Consider the following 14,719-nt stretch of genomic DNA (forward strand, 5'->3'; position numbering starts at 1 on the left):
AGCAGCGGGCTACCGCGCCCCGAGGTGCAGTCGCCACAGCGGCGAGACCGGGCCGTGGCCGGCGCCCAGATCGTAGGAGGCTTCCAGGCAGCGGAAGGTCCATTCCTTGGCGAAGGCGACTGCGTCCGGGACGGTGTAGCCGTGGGCGAGGGCGCAGCAGATGGCCGCGGCGAGGGTGTCGCCGCCGCCGTGGTCGTTGCCGGTGGCGAGGCGGCGGGCGGGGAGTTCGTGGAAGGTCTCGCCGTCGAAGAGCAGGTCGGTGCTCTGTTCGGAGGTGCGCAGGTGCCCGCCCTTGACGATGGCCCAGCGCGGGCCGAGGGCGTGCAGGGCTTCGGCGGCCTTGCGGGCGCTGGCGTCGTCGACCACGGTGATGCCGGTGATCAGCCGGACTTCGTCGAGGTTCGGGGTGACGACGGTGGCGAGCGGAATCAGGGTGTGCCGCACCGCGTCCAGGGCTTCGGCGTGCAGCAGCGGATCGCCGTGCATGGAGGCGGCGACCGGGTCCACGACGAGCGGGATGGTTCCGTCGCGCCCGATGCCGACCTCGCGGCACACCTGCGCGACGGCTTCGATGATCGCGGTGGAGGCCAGCATGCCGGTCTTGGCGGCGCCGATGCCGATATCGCTCACCACGGTGCGCACCTGATCGGCCACGATCTGCGGGGGGATCTCGTGAAAACCGCTGACGCCCAAGGTGTTCTGCACGGTGACGGCGGCGACCGCGACACACGCGTGCACACCGCACAGCGCCATGGTGCGCGAGTCGGCTTGAATGCCCGCGCCGCCACCGGAATCGGTTCCGGCGATGGTGAGCGCACGGACCGGCGTCTGGCCATTGGGGGTGAGCGGTAGCAGTTCCACGCCCGTGACCCTACGCGGCCCGGTGGCCGAGGTGACCTGTGTGTCCCGGCCCAACTGGAGCCGCGCGGACCTGCGTCGGAGCCCCCGCCGCTCTCTTGTTAATGAAAACCATTATCATTACGACATGACCTCAGCCCAGCACTCCGCCCCACTGCCCGTGACCGTGCTCTCCGGCTTCCTCGGCGCGGGCAAGACCACCCTGCTCAACCACCTGCTCGCCAATCGCGAAGGCCGCCGGGTGGCCGTCATCGTGAACGACATGAGCGAGGTGAACATCGATGCCGCGCTCGTCGCCGGCCAGGGCCATCTGGATCGCACCGAGGAGAAGCTCGTCGAACTCACCAACGGCTGCATCTGCTGCACGCTGCGCGAGGACCTCATCGAATCGGTCGGGAAGCTGGCGCGCGAGGGCCGCTTCGACCATCTGGTCATCGAATCCACGGGCATCTCCGAACCCATGCCGGTGGCCGCTACTTTCGAGTGGGAATTCGAAGACGGTTTCAAACTCGGCGAACTCGCGAAACTCGACACCATGGTGACGGTGGTCGACGCCTCCACTTTCCTGATCGAGGTGGTGAAGGGTCAGGCGCTGGCGGAGCGCAATCTGCAAGCGGGCGACGGGGACGCGCGCACCATCGCCGATCTGCTGGTGGATCAGGTGGAGTTCGCGAATGTGCTGGTGCTCAACAAGACCGACCTGGTGAGCGCGAATGCCCTCGGCAGTGTGGAGGCGACCATCCGGCGCTTGAATCCCAATGCCCGCATCGTGCGGTCCGCGCACGGCGTGGTGGACCTGAAGCACATCCTCGGCACCGGCCTCTACAACCCCGATATCGCCGCCCAATTCGAGGGCTGGGACGAGGAACTCGCGGGCGGCCACACCCCCGAAACCGAGGAATACGGCATCAGCAGCATCACTTTCACCGCCGACCGCCCATTCCATCCCGAACGTCTGAACAATGCCCTCGCGCAAATGCAGCGCCTGCTGCGTTCCAAGGGCTTCTTCTGGCTGGCCAGCCGCCCCGACCTGGCCGCGCTGTGGTCGCAGGCCGGCCCCAATCTGACGTTCGAACCGGCCGCCTACTGGACCGCCCTGGATATGGAACCCGGGCAGGAGATCGTTTTCATCGGCGTCCACCTGGACCGTCCGCACGTCCGTGACCTGCTGAATTCGGCCCTGCTCACCGATGCCGAGCTGGCATCCGGGCCGCAGTCCTGGCTGCGGTACCCGGATCCCTTCCCGTCCTGGGGCGATGCCCACTCCCACGCCTGATCCGGCTCAATTCGAGATGCCGGGGGTGCGACGCAGGTAGGTGGCGTCGCTGACCTGCTCCAGCAGGAACGCGGCGACATCGGCTCGGGAGATCTTCAGCGTCAAGCCCTTGGCATCGGCCGGAACGTCCCGGTGGTAGCCGCCGGTGGCCGGATCGTCGGTGAACGCGGCCGGTCGCACGATGGTCCAGTCCAGATCGCTGGCCTGCACATAGGTTTCCTGCACCCCGTGGTCGGCGTACGCCTGCCGCAGCAGCATGCCGAACAGGATGTACTTCCACAGGAAGTTCAGGTTCCCCCGGGAATCGCCCACACCCAGCGAGGACATGCACACCAGCCGCTTCACCCCGGTCCGCTCCATGGCCTGGATGATCGTCTTGGTCCCCTCGGCCCGCAGCACTCCCTTGCGCCCCGCACCCAGCGTGACGATCACGGCGTCCTGCCCGAGCACGGTCTGCTCGACCGCCGAAGGATCGAGCACATCACCGACCACCACCGTCAGATTCGGATGCGACACAGTCGAATTGCCCGCCGACCGAGTGAGAATGGTGACCTCGTGCCCGGCCTGCAAAGCCTGCTCGGTGACCTTGCGGCCGACGGTCCCGGTGGCTCCGAAGATTGCGATTCGCATTGCATTCACCTTTCGAATTTCGTTGTCTTGAAGGTGAATTCAGTTTGTCAATCCTCGGTCTCCGCGAACATCGCCATGCGTCTCACCTACATGCGAGAGGGTCTCGGCCTACTCGCTGACGAAGCGGACGAACCCGGCCCATTCCTCCGGAGAGAAGAACAGCTCGGGCCCGCCGGGCTGCTTGCTGTCGCGCACGCCGGTCCGTGCCGGTTCGTGGCAGACCTCCACGCACTGCTTGGCGCCATCGGACCTGCTCGACTTGTACCACTGGCCCGTCGCCGGACTGTTCATGGCGTGTACTCCTTCGCTGTTTGAAACACGAAGTCTCGGGTCCCCTCCTCTGTCAACGCTACAACTCGCATGCCGTCGATCGCCTGACGATATTGGTCGACCTCATCGGCGTCCTCATGGAAGATGCTGCCGATCGCTCCTTCGGCGTAAACCACCGGTGGCAGCGTGATTCCGCTGGCTCCCTTCGGAAATCGCAGCAGGGTGAAAGTCAGCATCGCCAGTCCTGGATGCGGGCCTGCGGCGAAGGGGATGATCCGCACGCTGAGGTTCGTGCGCTCGCCGGCCTCGGCCAGCCACAGGAGCTGTGCGGCCATGACGGACGGGCTTGCGGGGCGGTGCCGCAGAACGGCCTCGGAAAGAAGCACTTCCAGCCGAAAATCGCTCTCGTCCAGCCGGGCCTGGCGGTGAGCGGTCAGCTCGATGCGGCGTTCGACATCCACGGTGGACAGTTCCGGTTCGTTCATCCGGATGATCGCCCGCCGATAGTCGCTGGTCTGGAGCAGGCCCGGGATGATGACCACTTGATGCGCGAGGATCTCCGAGGCGGCGGCCTCGAGGCGGAGAAACTTGGGGAAGTTCGGGGCGATCTGGTCGGAGTACGGACGCCAGAAGCCCTTCGAATTGCCTTGCGCCTTGGCGGCTTTGTCCTGTTCCCGGACCTCCTGCCAGAGGTCGAGCGCCTGCCGCCGAGCCTCCTTTGCCGGGGCGTACAGATCGAACAGGCTCTTGATGTGGATCGTCGCCAGCTTGGTCGGAAGACCGTCCTCCATGCGCATGACTGTTTGCCGAGATGTTTCCAGATGCAGGGCTGCCGCCAGTAGTGACATTCCTGCCTGTGTTCTGAGCTCCCGCATGAAGTTCCCGAAATCCATGCGAGAGACCGTTGTTCCGGCCATTCGTTAGCCTCGCTATCTGGGGAATGTCGACCGTGGACACGTCCGCTTTGGACCTCCGGCTGTTCGCGCTCAATGCCTTTCGTGAGCGTGCTGCCGATGTCAGTCTAAATGTCACCAGAAGTTAGCAACGAGGTTTGCTTCAACCGCCGCGAGGGGAATCGAAATGTCTTGGGAGACTTGGACGTTAGTCCTTCTTATCGTCGCGCTCGTCACCTTGTCGGTGTGGGGCTTCATGGACGCCGCGCCTACACGCAACTCACGGTTTCTTCGCCTGGCGTACATCAAAGGCGAAGGCTGCCTTTATGTCCCGGCGTCCGGAAGAGTCGGATGGCTGCACCAGGGCCGCCATCGAGCGGGCTGGTGACGCAATGCCTTACGTTGTTTCGCAGATCAAGCACGAACGTTTCCCGGAGGATGTCGCCGCGCTGAGGTATTCACGGAGCGTGGAAGCGCTCATGCATTCGCACATGGCATGCATTGCGGGGGACGGTACTTCATCACGGTCCTGCAGTGCGCGACGGCAGCTCATGGGCATCGCTACACATGCCGGTTGGGCTTGGGTCGGCAAGGTCCCGGATACCGACGGGCTCTCCCGGTGAGGGCAGGGCCGCTGCGGTTCGCTGACCAGCGGTGTTGATCGGGTGTTCATTCGGGGGAATCGGCTGGTGAGGGACGCTACCTACGGTTCCGGGCATGACGAATCGAAACCCTCCCGCTTGGCCCGAGACCCGGCGCTTCGCCAAATGGATGTTGGTCCTGCTGTACGGGGCCGGCCTGTTTGTCGTGTTCGCCGTCAAGGACCTCGTCGCGCGGGTGGGCTGAACCTCCCGCATAAGATCGGCTGATCCCATGTTTTTACCGAGAGAAGCCGATGGATCCCGCGGAACTGAGCTTTACGGTGCTGGGCCGCGTCACCGTCCGGCGCGGCCCGCAGGCCATTGCGTCCGGGCGGCTTCGCACCCAGGCCGTGCTCGCCGCGCTTCTTTTCGCAGGTGGTCGCCCGCTCAGCGCGGCGCAGCTGGTCGATGCGGTCTGGGGTGAGGAACTTCCCGGCGACCCCGTCGCTTCCCTTCGCTCCCACGCCCTGCTGCTGCGCAAGCTGGTGGAGCCGGATCGCGCCCCGCGGACCGCGCCCTCCGTACTCGTGTCGGTCGGCGACGGCTATGAACTGCGCGTGGGGCGCGACTCCATCGACGCTTTCCGTGTGCAGGCGCTCGCCGAATCCGCCGAGAATGCCAGAGCTGCACAAGATTTCGAGCATGCGCGCCTCCTGCTGACCGAGGCGCTGTCGCTGTGGCACGGCGAACCCTTGGCGGGAGTGCCCGGCCCGGCCGCGACCGATCATCGCCGACGCCTGTCCGAGCTGCGGGTAAACCTGCTCGAAGCTCGCCTCGACACCGATCTGCAGCTGTCCCGTCATGCCCGGGTGATCGGCGAGATAGCTTCCGCGAGTGCCGAATTCCCGCTCCGGGAACGCTTGCGTGCCCTCTGGATGACGGCCCTGTACCGCTCCGGCCGTCGCAGCGAAGCCCTCACCGTCTACACCGACACCCGCCGGCTGCTGATCGACGAACTCGGCATCGAACCCGGCCCCGAACTGACCGAGCTGCACCGGCGAATCCTCGACGACGAACTCCCGCCCCCACCTCCGCTACCTGTGCCCTCGCAGCCGCAGCCGCAGCCGCTGCCGCAGACGCTGCCGCAGACGCAGCCGCAGCCGCTGCCGCAGACGCAGCCGCTGCCGCAGCCGCAGCCGCTGCCGCAGCCGCAGCCGCTGCCGCAGCCGTCCCCGCAGACTCGGCCGTCGTCGCAGCCGCAGCTGTCGCCGATGTCATCGGAGGCCGGTCAGATGGGATGGAACGGCGCGCACGGCGACCGACGCGAGGTCATACGGCCGGCGCAATTGCCCAGAGGGATAGCCGATTTCACCGGCCGCGAGACACTGCTGAAGGAACTCGGCGAAGCCCTGAATCCGACCGGATTCGCCCCACCGGTGGTGGTTGTCACCGGCATGGGCGGAGTCGGCAAGACAACCCTGGCCACCCGCGTCGCCCTGACGATCCGAGACCGCTTCCCGGACGGTCAGCTCTACGCCGACCTGCGCGGCGTCGACGACCGGCCCGCCGAGCCCGTCGGCGTGCTGGGCGGCTTCCTGCGCGCGCTGGCCATCCCGGACAGCGACATTCCACCCACCGAGCCCGAACGCGCTGCCCTGCTGCGCAGTCTGTCGGCGGACCGGCGCCTGCTCATCGTGCTCGACAATGCGGGCACGCTGGATCAAGTGACGCCGCTGCTGCCGAGCGGACCCGATTGTGCGGTCCTGGTCACCAGCCGTGCGGTACTGCCGCTACCGGGCGCCACCCACCGCCAGCTGGATCTGCTGTCCACCGACGAGGCGCGAAACCTCTTGGCGGGCATCGTCGGTGCGGCGCGCGCAGCCGCCGAATCGGAGTCCGTCGACGCGGTGATCGCGGCGTGCGGACGGCTGCCGCTGGCCATCCGGATCATCGGCGCGCGGCTCGCGGTGCGACCGCGGTGGAGTATCGCCGAGGTGGCGCGACGGCTGGCCGACGAGCGGAATCGGCTCTCGGAGTTACGGTGCGGCGATCTCGCCGTCGACGCCTGCTTCGCCTTCGGATACCGGGACCTGCCGCCCGCGACGGCACGGGCCTTCGCGGAATTGGCGGTCCCCGCCGCGCCCGAGCTGTCGGTCGCCGCCGCCGCGGCGATACTGGGGACGGACATCGGGACCGCCGCCCAGGTCTGTGAGTCCCTGGTCGACCTCGGGCTGCTGCAATCCACGGGAGTCGATCGTTACGGGTATCACGACCTGCTGCGCCTGTACGCGCGCACGGTCGATCCGGAGCTGGACCGGGTACGGGTGCTGTCGCGCCTGCTGGACTATTACCTGGCGACCGCGAAAAACATTGTCGGGCTGCGCTATCCGGGGCATCGGCTCGATTATGTCCCGGCGACCGGGCATTCCGGCGCCGCCATCGAATCCGAAGCGGACGCGCACGCCTGGCTGGATGCCGAGCGCACCGCGCTGATCGCCCTGCACCGGCAGCTCGCCGCCGACCATCCGGCCCTGGTGCCGTCCAGCGTGGATGTGGCCATGCTGATCAGCGAGGCCGTCGACCCCTCGCCGCAATCCGGGCAGCTGGCCGGCGCGCTGCGACGACTGCTCGCCGTCGCCGCCGGATTCGAGGACCGGGAAACGGAACTCCGGGCTCGTGCCGCCCTCGGCCTGGTTCTCGCCCTGGACCTAGGCCAGGGAGCGGAGGCCGTCGGTGTGCTCGTCCCGGCGCGAAATCTGCTGCTTCCAAGGGGAAACAGCCTGCTGCTGGGCTTCGTGGAACACCTGCTGGGCGCCGCCGCGCTCGGCCTCGGCCGGCCGGACGAGGCGATCGATCACATGGCGGCCGCGGTCGGAATCTTCCACGCCCTGGGCGACCCGGCTTGGGAAGGCTGGGCGTGCGCCACCCTCGCGGACCGCTACGGTGATGCCGCAATCTGGGATCAATCCGCGGAATTCGGTGCGCGTGCATCGGAATTGGCGAGACGGATCGGCGGTGCCGCGTTCGAATCGCTGGCACGCAGTCAACTCGGCCGGGTAGCGCTGATGCGCGACGACGACCCGGAGCGAGCGTTGTCGATCTGCGAGGAAGCAGTGCACGCGGCCCGCGGATACGGGCGACGGCTCCTGCTCGGCTGGGCCCTGTACCGGCTCGCGGAGGTAGGTTTCCATGGTGGGTTCTTCGAGCGCGCCGAATCCGCTGCCGCCGAGGCGAGTTCGGTGCTCACCCGCGCCGCCGACCCGATCCGGCGCGGGCACTCGCTGCACTTCCATGCGAAGGCTCTGACGGCTCGCGGACGTACAGCGGAGGCGCGGCTGGTGCGAGCGCAACTCGACGAGCTGATCGCCCGGGTCGGCCCGCTGCCGCCGCTGCCGGATCTGTTCGCCGTTCCGTCGGCGACGCGATAACACCCGCTCCGCGGGGCGTTCATCGAGCGCTCAATGACCGCTCGAGCGGTCCGCGCAGGCTCGGATCGACACCACGGGACACGGGTCGATCCGAGCGCCGCGTCGACGCTCGCCCGTGTCCTCGCCGTGGTGTCCGACCGCCCGCGCCGTTCCCGGCGCTCGGCCCGACACCCGAGGAGACAATGTGAATTACCGGCTGGGCATCGTCGATCAGAGCTTCGTGCCGAAGCAGGTGACCGTGTCGTACGTGGCGATCTGCGCCGGTGCGGTCGACGACGACGTGCTGCGGCGGGCGTTCGCGCTCACGTCCCGGCGTTTTCCGGTACTGCGCGGGCGTCTCGAAGCGCGGGACGGTTCTTGCTACCTGCGGCTGCCGGACAGTGGCTGCGGCGACCCGGTGGTCGAGATCGTGCACGGCACGTTGCCGGACTGGTTGGACGATGTCCAGGCGATCGATCCCATGCGAGCCTTGGCGAAATTGGAGATCGTGCGCGACGGCGAGACCACTGCGGTCGCACTGCGCATCGCACATGCCGTCAATGATGCGCACCTGGGTTTCGAACTGCTGGAAGAGTTCTGGCGCAATGCCGCCGCACTCGGAGCGTGCGTCCCGGTCGCCGATCCCGCCCCGGTGGTTCCGCGCAGCCTCGAGGACCTGCTCGCCGAGCGCGGCATCGACGTCCCGGAATCGGACGTGCCAGAGCTGCGCGGTCTGTGCAGCTTCGCGCCGGCGGGGAGTATCGGAAGGCCGGGGCTGCGTCTGGCCGCCGAGTCGCGAATCATGCTGTCGGCCGCCGAAACCGGTGAACTGCTGCGCCGGGCGCGGGCACACGGGACGACGGTGCACGCACTGCTGAGCGCTGCGATAGTCCGGTCCGAGCGCGCGCTGATCGATGAAATCCCGGACCGGACAGCGCTTCCCATGATCATCGGGCACGCGGTCGACCTGCGTCCGCATCTGACGCCGCCCGCGCATCCCACCGAGGCGACGAACGGTCTGGGCTTCGCGCCCACCATCACCATGTGCGGGGCCGACACCGATCTCCGCGTGCTCGCCGAGAACGTGAAGGCGCAGATCGTGCACGGTATCGACAGCGGGGGAGCGCTGGCCACCATGTTCGCGGCGGCGCGGCTGGACGAGACCGACGTGCTCCCGGCCACCGTCAACATCATCACCAATTGGGGTGTGGTGCCGGCGCTCGCGGTCCCGGGCGGAATGCGGATGGTCGACTTCCGTGGGTTCGCCACCGGCGGCTCCAGGCGGGAGATCAGCTACTTCGTCTACACGTTCCAAGGGCGGTTGAGCATCGACTTCACATTCTCCGAAACCTGCCATTCCCGTTCCCGGATAGCGGAATTGAGTCGTATCCTCGCGGCCGAGATTGCCGTGCTGACCGCGACCGCCGCGGTCGCCTGACACCGGAACGCGGGAGGCCCTCCCCGCAGGGAGGGCCTGTTCCGTTGGAGCTCAGTGGTATTCGGCGAAGAAGCGCTGGATGTCGGCGACCAGGACGTCGGTCGCTTCGTGGGCCGCGTAGTGCCCGGCCGCGTCGTTCGGGCCGCCCTTGGTCGAGACCACGTCGTAGGCGTTCCAGCTGACGATGTTCTTGTGGTCGCGGTCGGCGAAGCGGCGGATGGACTGGAAGTCGCCCTTGAACATGGCCAGGGCGGTGGGGACGGTGGTGGGTTCGGTCGGGTGATCGGTGGTGTGGGCGTCCTCGTAGTAGAAGCGGATCGAGGAGCCCGCGGTGCCGGTCAGCCAGTAGATCGCCACATTGCCGATCACGAAATCGGCGTCCAGAGACTCGCCGAAGAGCTGGGAGTTCCAGCCGAGCAGGCCGAGGGGGGAATCGGCCAGGGCGAAGGCCAGGGTCTGCGGCTGCTGGCTGTGCAGCATGTTGAACGACATCTTGTTCTCGTGGAACCACTGCAGGATGCCGAGCGCTTCCATGTCCTCGGCGGACAGGCCCTCGAACTCCGACGGGTCGCCGGACGGGAACGAGAAGATCTGGGTGACGTGCACGCCGACCACCTTGTCGGGGGCGATGCGGCCGAGTTCGGGGGAGACCATCGAACCGCCGTCATTGCCGATCGCGCCATAACGCTGGTAACCCAGGCGGTCCATGAGCTGCGCCCAGGCGCGGGCGGTGCGGTAGCGGCTCCAGCCGGTGCTGCGGGTCGGGCCGGAGAAACCGAAACCGGGCAGGGAAGGGATGACCAGGTGGAAGGCCGGCTGGTCGGCCGATTCCGGGTTGGTCAGGGGCTCGATGACGTCCAGGTATTCGAGGATGGAGCCGGGCCAGCCGTGGGTCAGGATGACCGGCAGGGCGTCCTCCCGCTCGGAGCGGATGTGCAGGAAGTGGATGTCCTCGCCCTCGATCTCGGTGGTGAACTGCGGGTAGCTGTTCAGCTTGGCTTCCAGTGCCCGCCAATTGAATTCGTTCATCCAGTACTCGGCCAGCGTCCGTACCCGGTCGTTCGGCACGCCGTAGGAGTCGCCGACGCCCGCCAGTTCGTTCGGGTACAGGGCCCGCCGCAGCCGGTCGTTCAGGTCGTCGAGCTGGGCCTGCGGGACGTCGATGCGGAAGGGGCGGATGGCGGTGGCGTTCATCATTCTCTCCTTGTTGGAACGGAATGTTTCGTTCTGTCCTAACCATAACGGAACGGATGATTCCGTTCAAGTGGTATTCTCGATCTCATGCCGAAGATTTCCGAAACCCCAGCTCAGCGCGCACTGCCCGGTCGCAAGGCGCAGGCCGCCCGCAATGACGAGATCATCCTGACCGCCGCGCGGGACGTGTTCCTCAACGATCCGAAGGCGCCCATCTCCGCGGTGGCCGAACGCGCGGGGGTGGGGATCAGCGCCCTGTACCGCCGCTACCCCAGTAAGGAGGACCTGCTGCGCACCCTCTGCTACGACGGGCTGCGCCGCTATAACGTCGAAGCCGAGGCGGCCCTGCAGGATCCGGACGGCTGGCAGGCGCTGGTCGGATTCCTGGAGCGGGTGGTGGACGCCGACGTGCACTCGCTGACCACGCATCTGGCCGGCACCTTCGCGCCCGACGAATCGTTCCTGCCCGAGATCGTGAAGTCCGGTGAGCTGACCACCGAGATCGTCCGCCGCGCACACGATTCCGGTCGCCTGCGTCCCGAGGTCACCGATCTCGATCTGGGTCTGCTGCTGGAAGCGTGCGCCGCCATCACCCTGCCCGGCGCGGAACGGTCCGCTCAGCTGCGCCGTCGCGTGCTCGCCCTGCTGCTCGACGGCCTCGCCACCCCCGGCAGCCTGCCGGGTCCGCCGCCCGCGCCCGGTGAATTCGCCTACCGCTGGCAGCGCGACTGAGCGCCCGGCATCCTCGAAAACCGCTGTGAACAGCCGGAATACCGTGTCAGCTCGCGTGTCAGCGCGCTGTCAGCCGGCTGTCAGCGCGGCCCCCGAAAGTAGTTGTCATGACGAGGAGCACCAACGACTCCCCGCCCACCACAACAACTCTCGAGGAGCCCGCAATGTCCATCAACCTGACCGCCCAGGACAACTCGACCATCCGCACCGCCGCCTACGGCGCCATCTCCCTGCTGGCCGCCGCCAGCCCCAAGCCCGCCAAGGCCGCGAGCGCGGGCACCATCGCCCTCACCTCCGCCACCGGCCTGGTCGGCCACGTCCTGGCCGCCAAGTCCAAGGACATCAAGCTGGAAGGCAAGACCACCGCCGAACTGGCCGACCACGTGCTGCCCGCCCTGACCGCCGCCGTCACCCTGCTGGCCGCCCAGGACAAGACCGAGGCCGACAATTTCCGCGCCACCGTCAACACCGCCATCGAAGCCGCCCACGCCGGCCAGCCCCAGTCCAGCCCCACCATGAACGAAATGACCCGCAAGATCGTCGCCGCTCTCGACGCGGCGTGACCCGTCATGACGGATGCTCGGGTGAGTGGCCGACCGGCGAACGGACACGACGATGCCGTCGATTCTCGAGGATGCCCGTGCGATCCAGGACGATCTGTTCGCGTTGCGGAGATCTCTGCACCGCGAACCGGAAATCGGATCGAACCTGCCACTCACCCAAGCGAAAGTCCTTGCCGCGCTGGACGGACCGCCGCTGGAGATCACCCGCGGCGGCCACGGCGCCTTCCCCCACACCGCTCTGGACCCGGCCCCCGCCCTATGCGAAACAGTCCTGGCCATCCAGAATTTCGTAACCCTCCGCTTCGACGCCTTCGACCCGGTAGTCATCACCGTCGGCCACCTCTCAGCCGCCACCGTCCCCAACGTCATCCCCGCCAACGCCCGCTTCGATGCCACCGTCCGCTGCTTCTCCGAACCGAACCAGACCCGCCTGCAATCGGACCTCCCGAACCTGGCTCACGGCATAGCCTTCGCCCACGGCCTACATGCCCACGGCGAATACACCCTCGGCCACCCCGTCCTGATAAACGCCCCAGCCCAAACCACGTCCGCACTCACCCTGGCCCGCACCCTCTTCGGCCCCGACCTGTCAACCGAACACCCCACGCCCGGCGCCTCCGAAGACTTCGCCTACATCCTCCAACGAGTCCCCGGCACCATACTCACCCTAGGAGCCACCCCGCCCCACCTCGACCCCACCACCGCCCCCGACAACCATTCCCCCGAAGCAGTTTTCGACGACAGCGTCCTATGGCGCCAAGCCGCCCTGCTCACCGAACTCGCCTTGCTTCCCGGTGCCACGCGCCCGACCCGCTGAGGGACGGGCGCGTTTCGTCTTTATCGACGCGGCGCTAGCACGGTCCCGGCATCTGATTGGCGGACCAATTCGCGATCTGCCACGACAGTGCTCCGAATCCCGCACCGATGAGTGCGCCGGGGATCGCGCCGACAACGAAGATCGGCAGACCGGCGAAGAATCCGATCACTGCGCCGATCCCGGCCCGCAGTCCGATCGAGTCGCCGGGCATCATGCACATCGCGATCGGGGTGCCCGACTCGTCGACAGTTACCGCGATTCCCGCCGCCGCGACCGGTTCGGCTGCGACAGGGGTCGCCGAGGCTTGCCCGCCGAACGCTCCGACCAGTGCCCCGATCACAAGAATGCCTAGCAGCGCCAAAACAATACGTTTCATCAGACCGAATCCTTTAGTGATTGTTCTTCGTCATCATCAACACGACCGCCGAATTCGATGGCAGCGTCGTACCAGGCCCCGGTTCGACGGACTGCACCGTCCAATTCGACAGCATCAGAACCATATTCACACCCGGCGTCGCCGAACCGTAGGTCACGTTCGTGAACCCGAGCCGCTTCAGCTCGTCCGCTGCGATCGCGCCGTTCTTTCCCGCAAGCTCCGGAATTGTCAGATCCTTGACCACCGCCGCGGCATTGGACGTGGGTACAACCACGGGCGCGGATGCCTGGGTGGTCTCGGCGGGCGCGGCAGCCAGCGGTGCGGGAGCCGCTGTGGTGGCGGCCTTGTCCTTACCGCCGTCGACGGCGTTGCCGATCGCGCCGAGGAGGACCAAGGCTCCGAACGCGGCCGCGACCCACACCCACCAGGGTGTTTTCTTTTTCGGCGGGACCGGCCGCGGTGGCTGCTGGAACGGCTGCTGCTGGTACGGCTGCTGTGGGTAGGGCTGCGGTTGTTGCGGATGCTGGTAATTCACCGGCCGACCGCCGATACCGGCATGGGAAGAGAAGAGGTATGTCGCATGGAGCTCCCCTGGAACTGATTGATTTCGTGTGCGCTCCCCCCGACAGGAGACGTCGCGTGATCATCTCGCTCGGTTGGGTTATTTGGGAGCGGCACAGAGGAATTGGCACGGAATGTCAGGGGCTTGGGCGCGGAATGGCTGAGCGGAGAAGCGAGGACTTGAACCCCAAGGCTGGTGCCTCGATTCGCTTAGCGGGCGATCCCGAGCCCTGCTCGGTTGCTTCTCCATGCCCTTTCGGGTGGTGACCTCGGCGGGAATCGAACCCGCGTGGCCCTGATCGAGAGTCAGGGTGCCTGTCCAACGCAGCACGAGGCCTTCGTACCCGCTGAGAGATTCGAACTCTCGACATCCTCTTTAAGAGAGAGGAGCTCTACCGCTGAGCTAAACGGGCCGGGTGACGCAGATCGGAATTGAACCGACGAGATTCTGGGTGAAAGCCAGAACGCCCATATCCATCAGAGCAACTGCGCCAGGGGCGGGATTACTTGCTGGGGGTCGAGAACCGTTTGGAGGGAAGGGGTTCGACGGCAGCGCGGAAGGGTTCGGACTGGGGCTTCGAACTCGCGGTCATTGCTGTCTCCTTCCTTGTCGGTGTTGTCTGCAACCATAGCGGGGAGGGTTGTTCGGCGGTATCGATTATTCGGGGGTCGACGGAAGGACGGCGTTGTGAACTGGACTCTCGAGGTTGTGATCGTGCCGGTGTCCGATGTGGATCGGGCGAAGGCGTTCTACAGCGAGCAGGTGGGGTTCGAGGTGGACTTCGACATCAGTCCGGGGGAGGGGATGCGGCTGGTGCAGCTGACGCCGCCGGGGTCGGGGTGTTCGATCGTCATCGGGGAGGGGATGGTGCCGAAGATGGAGCCGGGGTATCTGAAGGGGATTCAGCTGGTGGTGCCGGACATTCGGAAGGCGCACGCGGAGCTGGTGGCGCGAGGGGTGGCGGTGAGCGAGGTGCAGGTGCTGGGGGAAAGCCCCTCGCCGACACCGCATCCGCTCGATAATGTGGGTTTCGTCTTCTTCGACGATCCGGACGGCAACAGCTGGGCTGTCCAGCAGATCTCCGCACGGGCGTAGCTGCTCGCCGGCGGGGATGGCTAGCAT

15 protein-coding genes and 3 tRNA genes are annotated in these 14,719 nt (G+C 66.8%); 8 read left to right on the top strand and 10 right to left on the bottom strand.

Going from position 1 to position 14,719, the window contains the following annotated elements; all coding sequences use genetic code 11:
- Positions 1-9: 9 nt before the first annotated feature.
- Positions 10-861: a bifunctional hydroxymethylpyrimidine kinase/phosphomethylpyrimidine kinase gene (gene thiD / locus LTV02_RS33505; protein WP_067721240.1), complete on the bottom strand. Its 852-nt coding sequence runs from the start codon at positions 859-861 to the stop codon at positions 10-12.
- Positions 862-985: 124 nt separating this feature from the next.
- Between thiD and LTV02_RS33510 the strand changes: the two genes are divergently transcribed.
- Positions 986-2,134 (top strand): GTP-binding protein, encoded by a 1,149-nt coding sequence (locus LTV02_RS33510; RefSeq protein WP_233035625.1) that lies wholly within the window; start codon positions 986-988, stop codon positions 2,132-2,134.
- Positions 2,135-2,140: 6 nt separating this feature from the next.
- Here the strand turns inward: LTV02_RS33510 and LTV02_RS33515 are convergent, their stop codons facing one another.
- The 3 genes from LTV02_RS33515 to LTV02_RS33525 all read right to left on the bottom strand — a co-directional run bounded on the left by LTV02_RS33515 (position 2,141) and on the right by LTV02_RS33525 (position 3,927).
- Complete coding sequence (locus LTV02_RS33515; RefSeq protein ID WP_233035626.1) at positions 2,141-2,764, bottom strand: NAD(P)-dependent oxidoreductase; 624 nt, start codon at positions 2,762-2,764, stop codon at positions 2,141-2,143.
- 108 nt (positions 2,765-2,872) lie between these two features.
- Positions 2,873-3,055 carry a DUF397 domain-containing protein gene (locus LTV02_RS33520; RefSeq protein WP_233035627.1) on the bottom strand — a complete coding sequence of 61 codons (183 nt, stop codon included), beginning with the start codon at positions 3,053-3,055 and terminating at the stop codon, positions 2,873-2,875.
- Entirely contained in the window at positions 3,052-3,927 is an 876-nt protein-coding gene (locus LTV02_RS33525) for a DUF5753 domain-containing protein (RefSeq protein ID WP_233035628.1), read from the bottom strand. The genes LTV02_RS33520 and LTV02_RS33525 overlap by 4 nt, the downstream gene beginning before the upstream one ends.
- A gap of 717 nt (positions 3,928-4,644) precedes the next feature.
- Here LTV02_RS33525 and LTV02_RS39390 point away from each other — a divergent pair.
- From LTV02_RS39390 to LTV02_RS33535, 3 genes are all read left to right on the top strand, one after another.
- The gene (locus LTV02_RS39390; RefSeq protein WP_269821580.1) at positions 4,645-4,773 is read left to right on the top strand and encodes a hypothetical protein; all 129 of its coding nucleotides are present in this window, start codon (positions 4,645-4,647) and stop codon (positions 4,771-4,773) included.
- 49 nt (positions 4,774-4,822) lie between these two features.
- A complete protein-coding gene (locus tag LTV02_RS33530; protein WP_233035629.1) occupies positions 4,823-7,936 on the top strand; it encodes an AfsR/SARP family transcriptional regulator in 3,114 nt (1,037 codons plus the stop codon).
- Between the two features lie 184 nt (positions 7,937-8,120).
- Positions 8,121-9,353, top strand: a complete 1,233-nt coding sequence (locus LTV02_RS33535; protein WP_233035630.1) for a phthiocerol/phthiodiolone dimycocerosyl transferase family protein — start codon at positions 8,121-8,123, stop codon at positions 9,351-9,353.
- A 51-nt stretch (positions 9,354-9,404) separates the two neighbouring features.
- On the opposite strand, the gene LTV02_RS33540 is transcribed toward LTV02_RS33535, so the two are convergent.
- Positions 9,405-10,547: an epoxide hydrolase family protein gene (locus LTV02_RS33540; protein WP_233035631.1), complete on the bottom strand. Its 1,143-nt coding sequence runs from the start codon at positions 10,545-10,547 to the stop codon at positions 9,405-9,407.
- Positions 10,548-10,634: 87 nt separating this feature from the next.
- Here LTV02_RS33540 and LTV02_RS33545 point away from each other — a divergent pair, with 87 nt between their 5' ends.
- The 3 genes from LTV02_RS33545 to LTV02_RS33555 all read left to right on the top strand — a co-directional run bounded on the left by LTV02_RS33545 (position 10,635) and on the right by LTV02_RS33555 (position 12,659).
- Complete coding sequence (locus LTV02_RS33545) at positions 10,635-11,279, top strand: TetR/AcrR family transcriptional regulator (RefSeq protein WP_233035632.1); 645 nt, start codon at positions 10,635-10,637, stop codon at positions 11,277-11,279.
- 107 nt (positions 11,280-11,386) lie between these two features.
- Positions 11,387-11,842 (top strand): hypothetical protein, encoded by a 456-nt coding sequence (locus LTV02_RS33550; protein ID WP_233035633.1) that lies wholly within the window; start codon positions 11,387-11,389, stop codon positions 11,840-11,842.
- Between the two features lie 52 nt (positions 11,843-11,894).
- Complete coding sequence (locus LTV02_RS33555; protein WP_233035634.1) at positions 11,895-12,659, top strand: peptidase dimerization domain-containing protein; 765 nt, start codon at positions 11,895-11,897, stop codon at positions 12,657-12,659.
- A 34-nt stretch (positions 12,660-12,693) separates the two neighbouring features.
- On the opposite strand, the gene LTV02_RS33560 is transcribed toward LTV02_RS33555, so the two are convergent.
- From LTV02_RS33560 to LTV02_RS33580, 5 genes are all read right to left on the bottom strand, one after another.
- On the bottom strand, positions 12,694-13,035 hold the full coding sequence (locus LTV02_RS33560) for a hypothetical protein (RefSeq protein ID WP_233035635.1): 342 nt from the start codon (positions 13,033-13,035) through the stop codon (positions 12,694-12,696).
- 13 nt (positions 13,036-13,048) lie between these two features.
- Positions 13,049-13,570: a PASTA domain-containing protein gene (locus LTV02_RS33565; RefSeq protein ID WP_233035636.1), complete on the bottom strand. Its 522-nt coding sequence runs from the start codon at positions 13,568-13,570 to the stop codon at positions 13,049-13,051.
- A 287-nt stretch (positions 13,571-13,857) separates the two neighbouring features.
- Positions 13,858-13,933, bottom strand: a tRNA-Glu gene (locus LTV02_RS33570).
- Positions 13,934-13,937: 4 nt separating this feature from the next.
- Positions 13,938-14,009: transfer RNA gene (locus LTV02_RS33575), tRNA-Lys, on the bottom strand.
- 4 nt (positions 14,010-14,013) lie between these two features.
- Positions 14,014-14,089: transfer RNA gene (locus tag LTV02_RS33580), tRNA-Glu, on the bottom strand.
- A gap of 195 nt (positions 14,090-14,284) precedes the next feature.
- Between LTV02_RS33580 and LTV02_RS33585 the strand changes: the two genes are divergently transcribed.
- A complete protein-coding gene (locus LTV02_RS33585) occupies positions 14,285-14,692 on the top strand; it encodes a VOC family protein (protein WP_233035637.1) in 408 nt (135 codons plus the stop codon).
- Positions 14,693-14,719 lie beyond the last annotated feature (27 nt).

It is taken from the genome of Nocardia yamanashiensis (assembly GCF_021183565.1).
Lineage (GTDB): Bacteria > Actinomycetota > Actinomycetes > Mycobacteriales > Mycobacteriaceae > Nocardia > Nocardia yamanashiensis.

What these genes read in the sequence shown, in the direction of transcription:
- LTV02_RS33510 (WP_233035625.1), top strand. Translation starts at nt 986, where the DNA reads ATGACCTCAGCCCAGCACTCCGCCCCACTGCCCGTGACCGTGCTCTCC.
- LTV02_RS33515 (WP_233035626.1), bottom strand. Translation starts at nt 2,764, where the DNA reads ATGCGAATCGCAATCTTCGGAGCCACCGGGACCGTCGGCCGCAAGGTC.
- LTV02_RS33520 (WP_233035627.1), bottom strand. Translation starts at nt 3,055, where the DNA reads ATGAACAGTCCGGCGACGGGCCAGTGGTACAAGTCGAGCAGGTCCGAT.
- LTV02_RS33525 (WP_233035628.1), bottom strand. Translation starts at nt 3,927, where the DNA reads ATGGATTTCGGGAACTTCATGCGGGAGCTCAGAACACAGGCAGGAATG.
- LTV02_RS39390 (WP_269821580.1), top strand. Translation starts at nt 4,645, where the DNA reads ATGACGAATCGAAACCCTCCCGCTTGGCCCGAGACCCGGCGCTTCGCC.
- LTV02_RS33530 (WP_233035629.1), top strand. Translation starts at nt 4,823, where the DNA reads ATGGATCCCGCGGAACTGAGCTTTACGGTGCTGGGCCGCGTCACCGTC.
- LTV02_RS33540 (WP_233035631.1), bottom strand. Translation starts at nt 10,547, where the DNA reads ATGAACGCCACCGCCATCCGCCCCTTCCGCATCGACGTCCCGCAGGCC.
- LTV02_RS33545 (WP_233035632.1), top strand. Translation starts at nt 10,635, where the DNA reads ATGCCGAAGATTTCCGAAACCCCAGCTCAGCGCGCACTGCCCGGTCGC.
- LTV02_RS33550 (WP_233035633.1), top strand. Translation starts at nt 11,387, where the DNA reads ATGACGAGGAGCACCAACGACTCCCCGCCCACCACAACAACTCTCGAG.
- LTV02_RS33555 (WP_233035634.1), top strand. Translation starts at nt 11,895, where the DNA reads ATGCCGTCGATTCTCGAGGATGCCCGTGCGATCCAGGACGATCTGTTC.
- LTV02_RS33560 (WP_233035635.1), bottom strand. Translation starts at nt 13,035, where the DNA reads ATGAAACGTATTGTTTTGGCGCTGCTAGGCATTCTTGTGATCGGGGCA.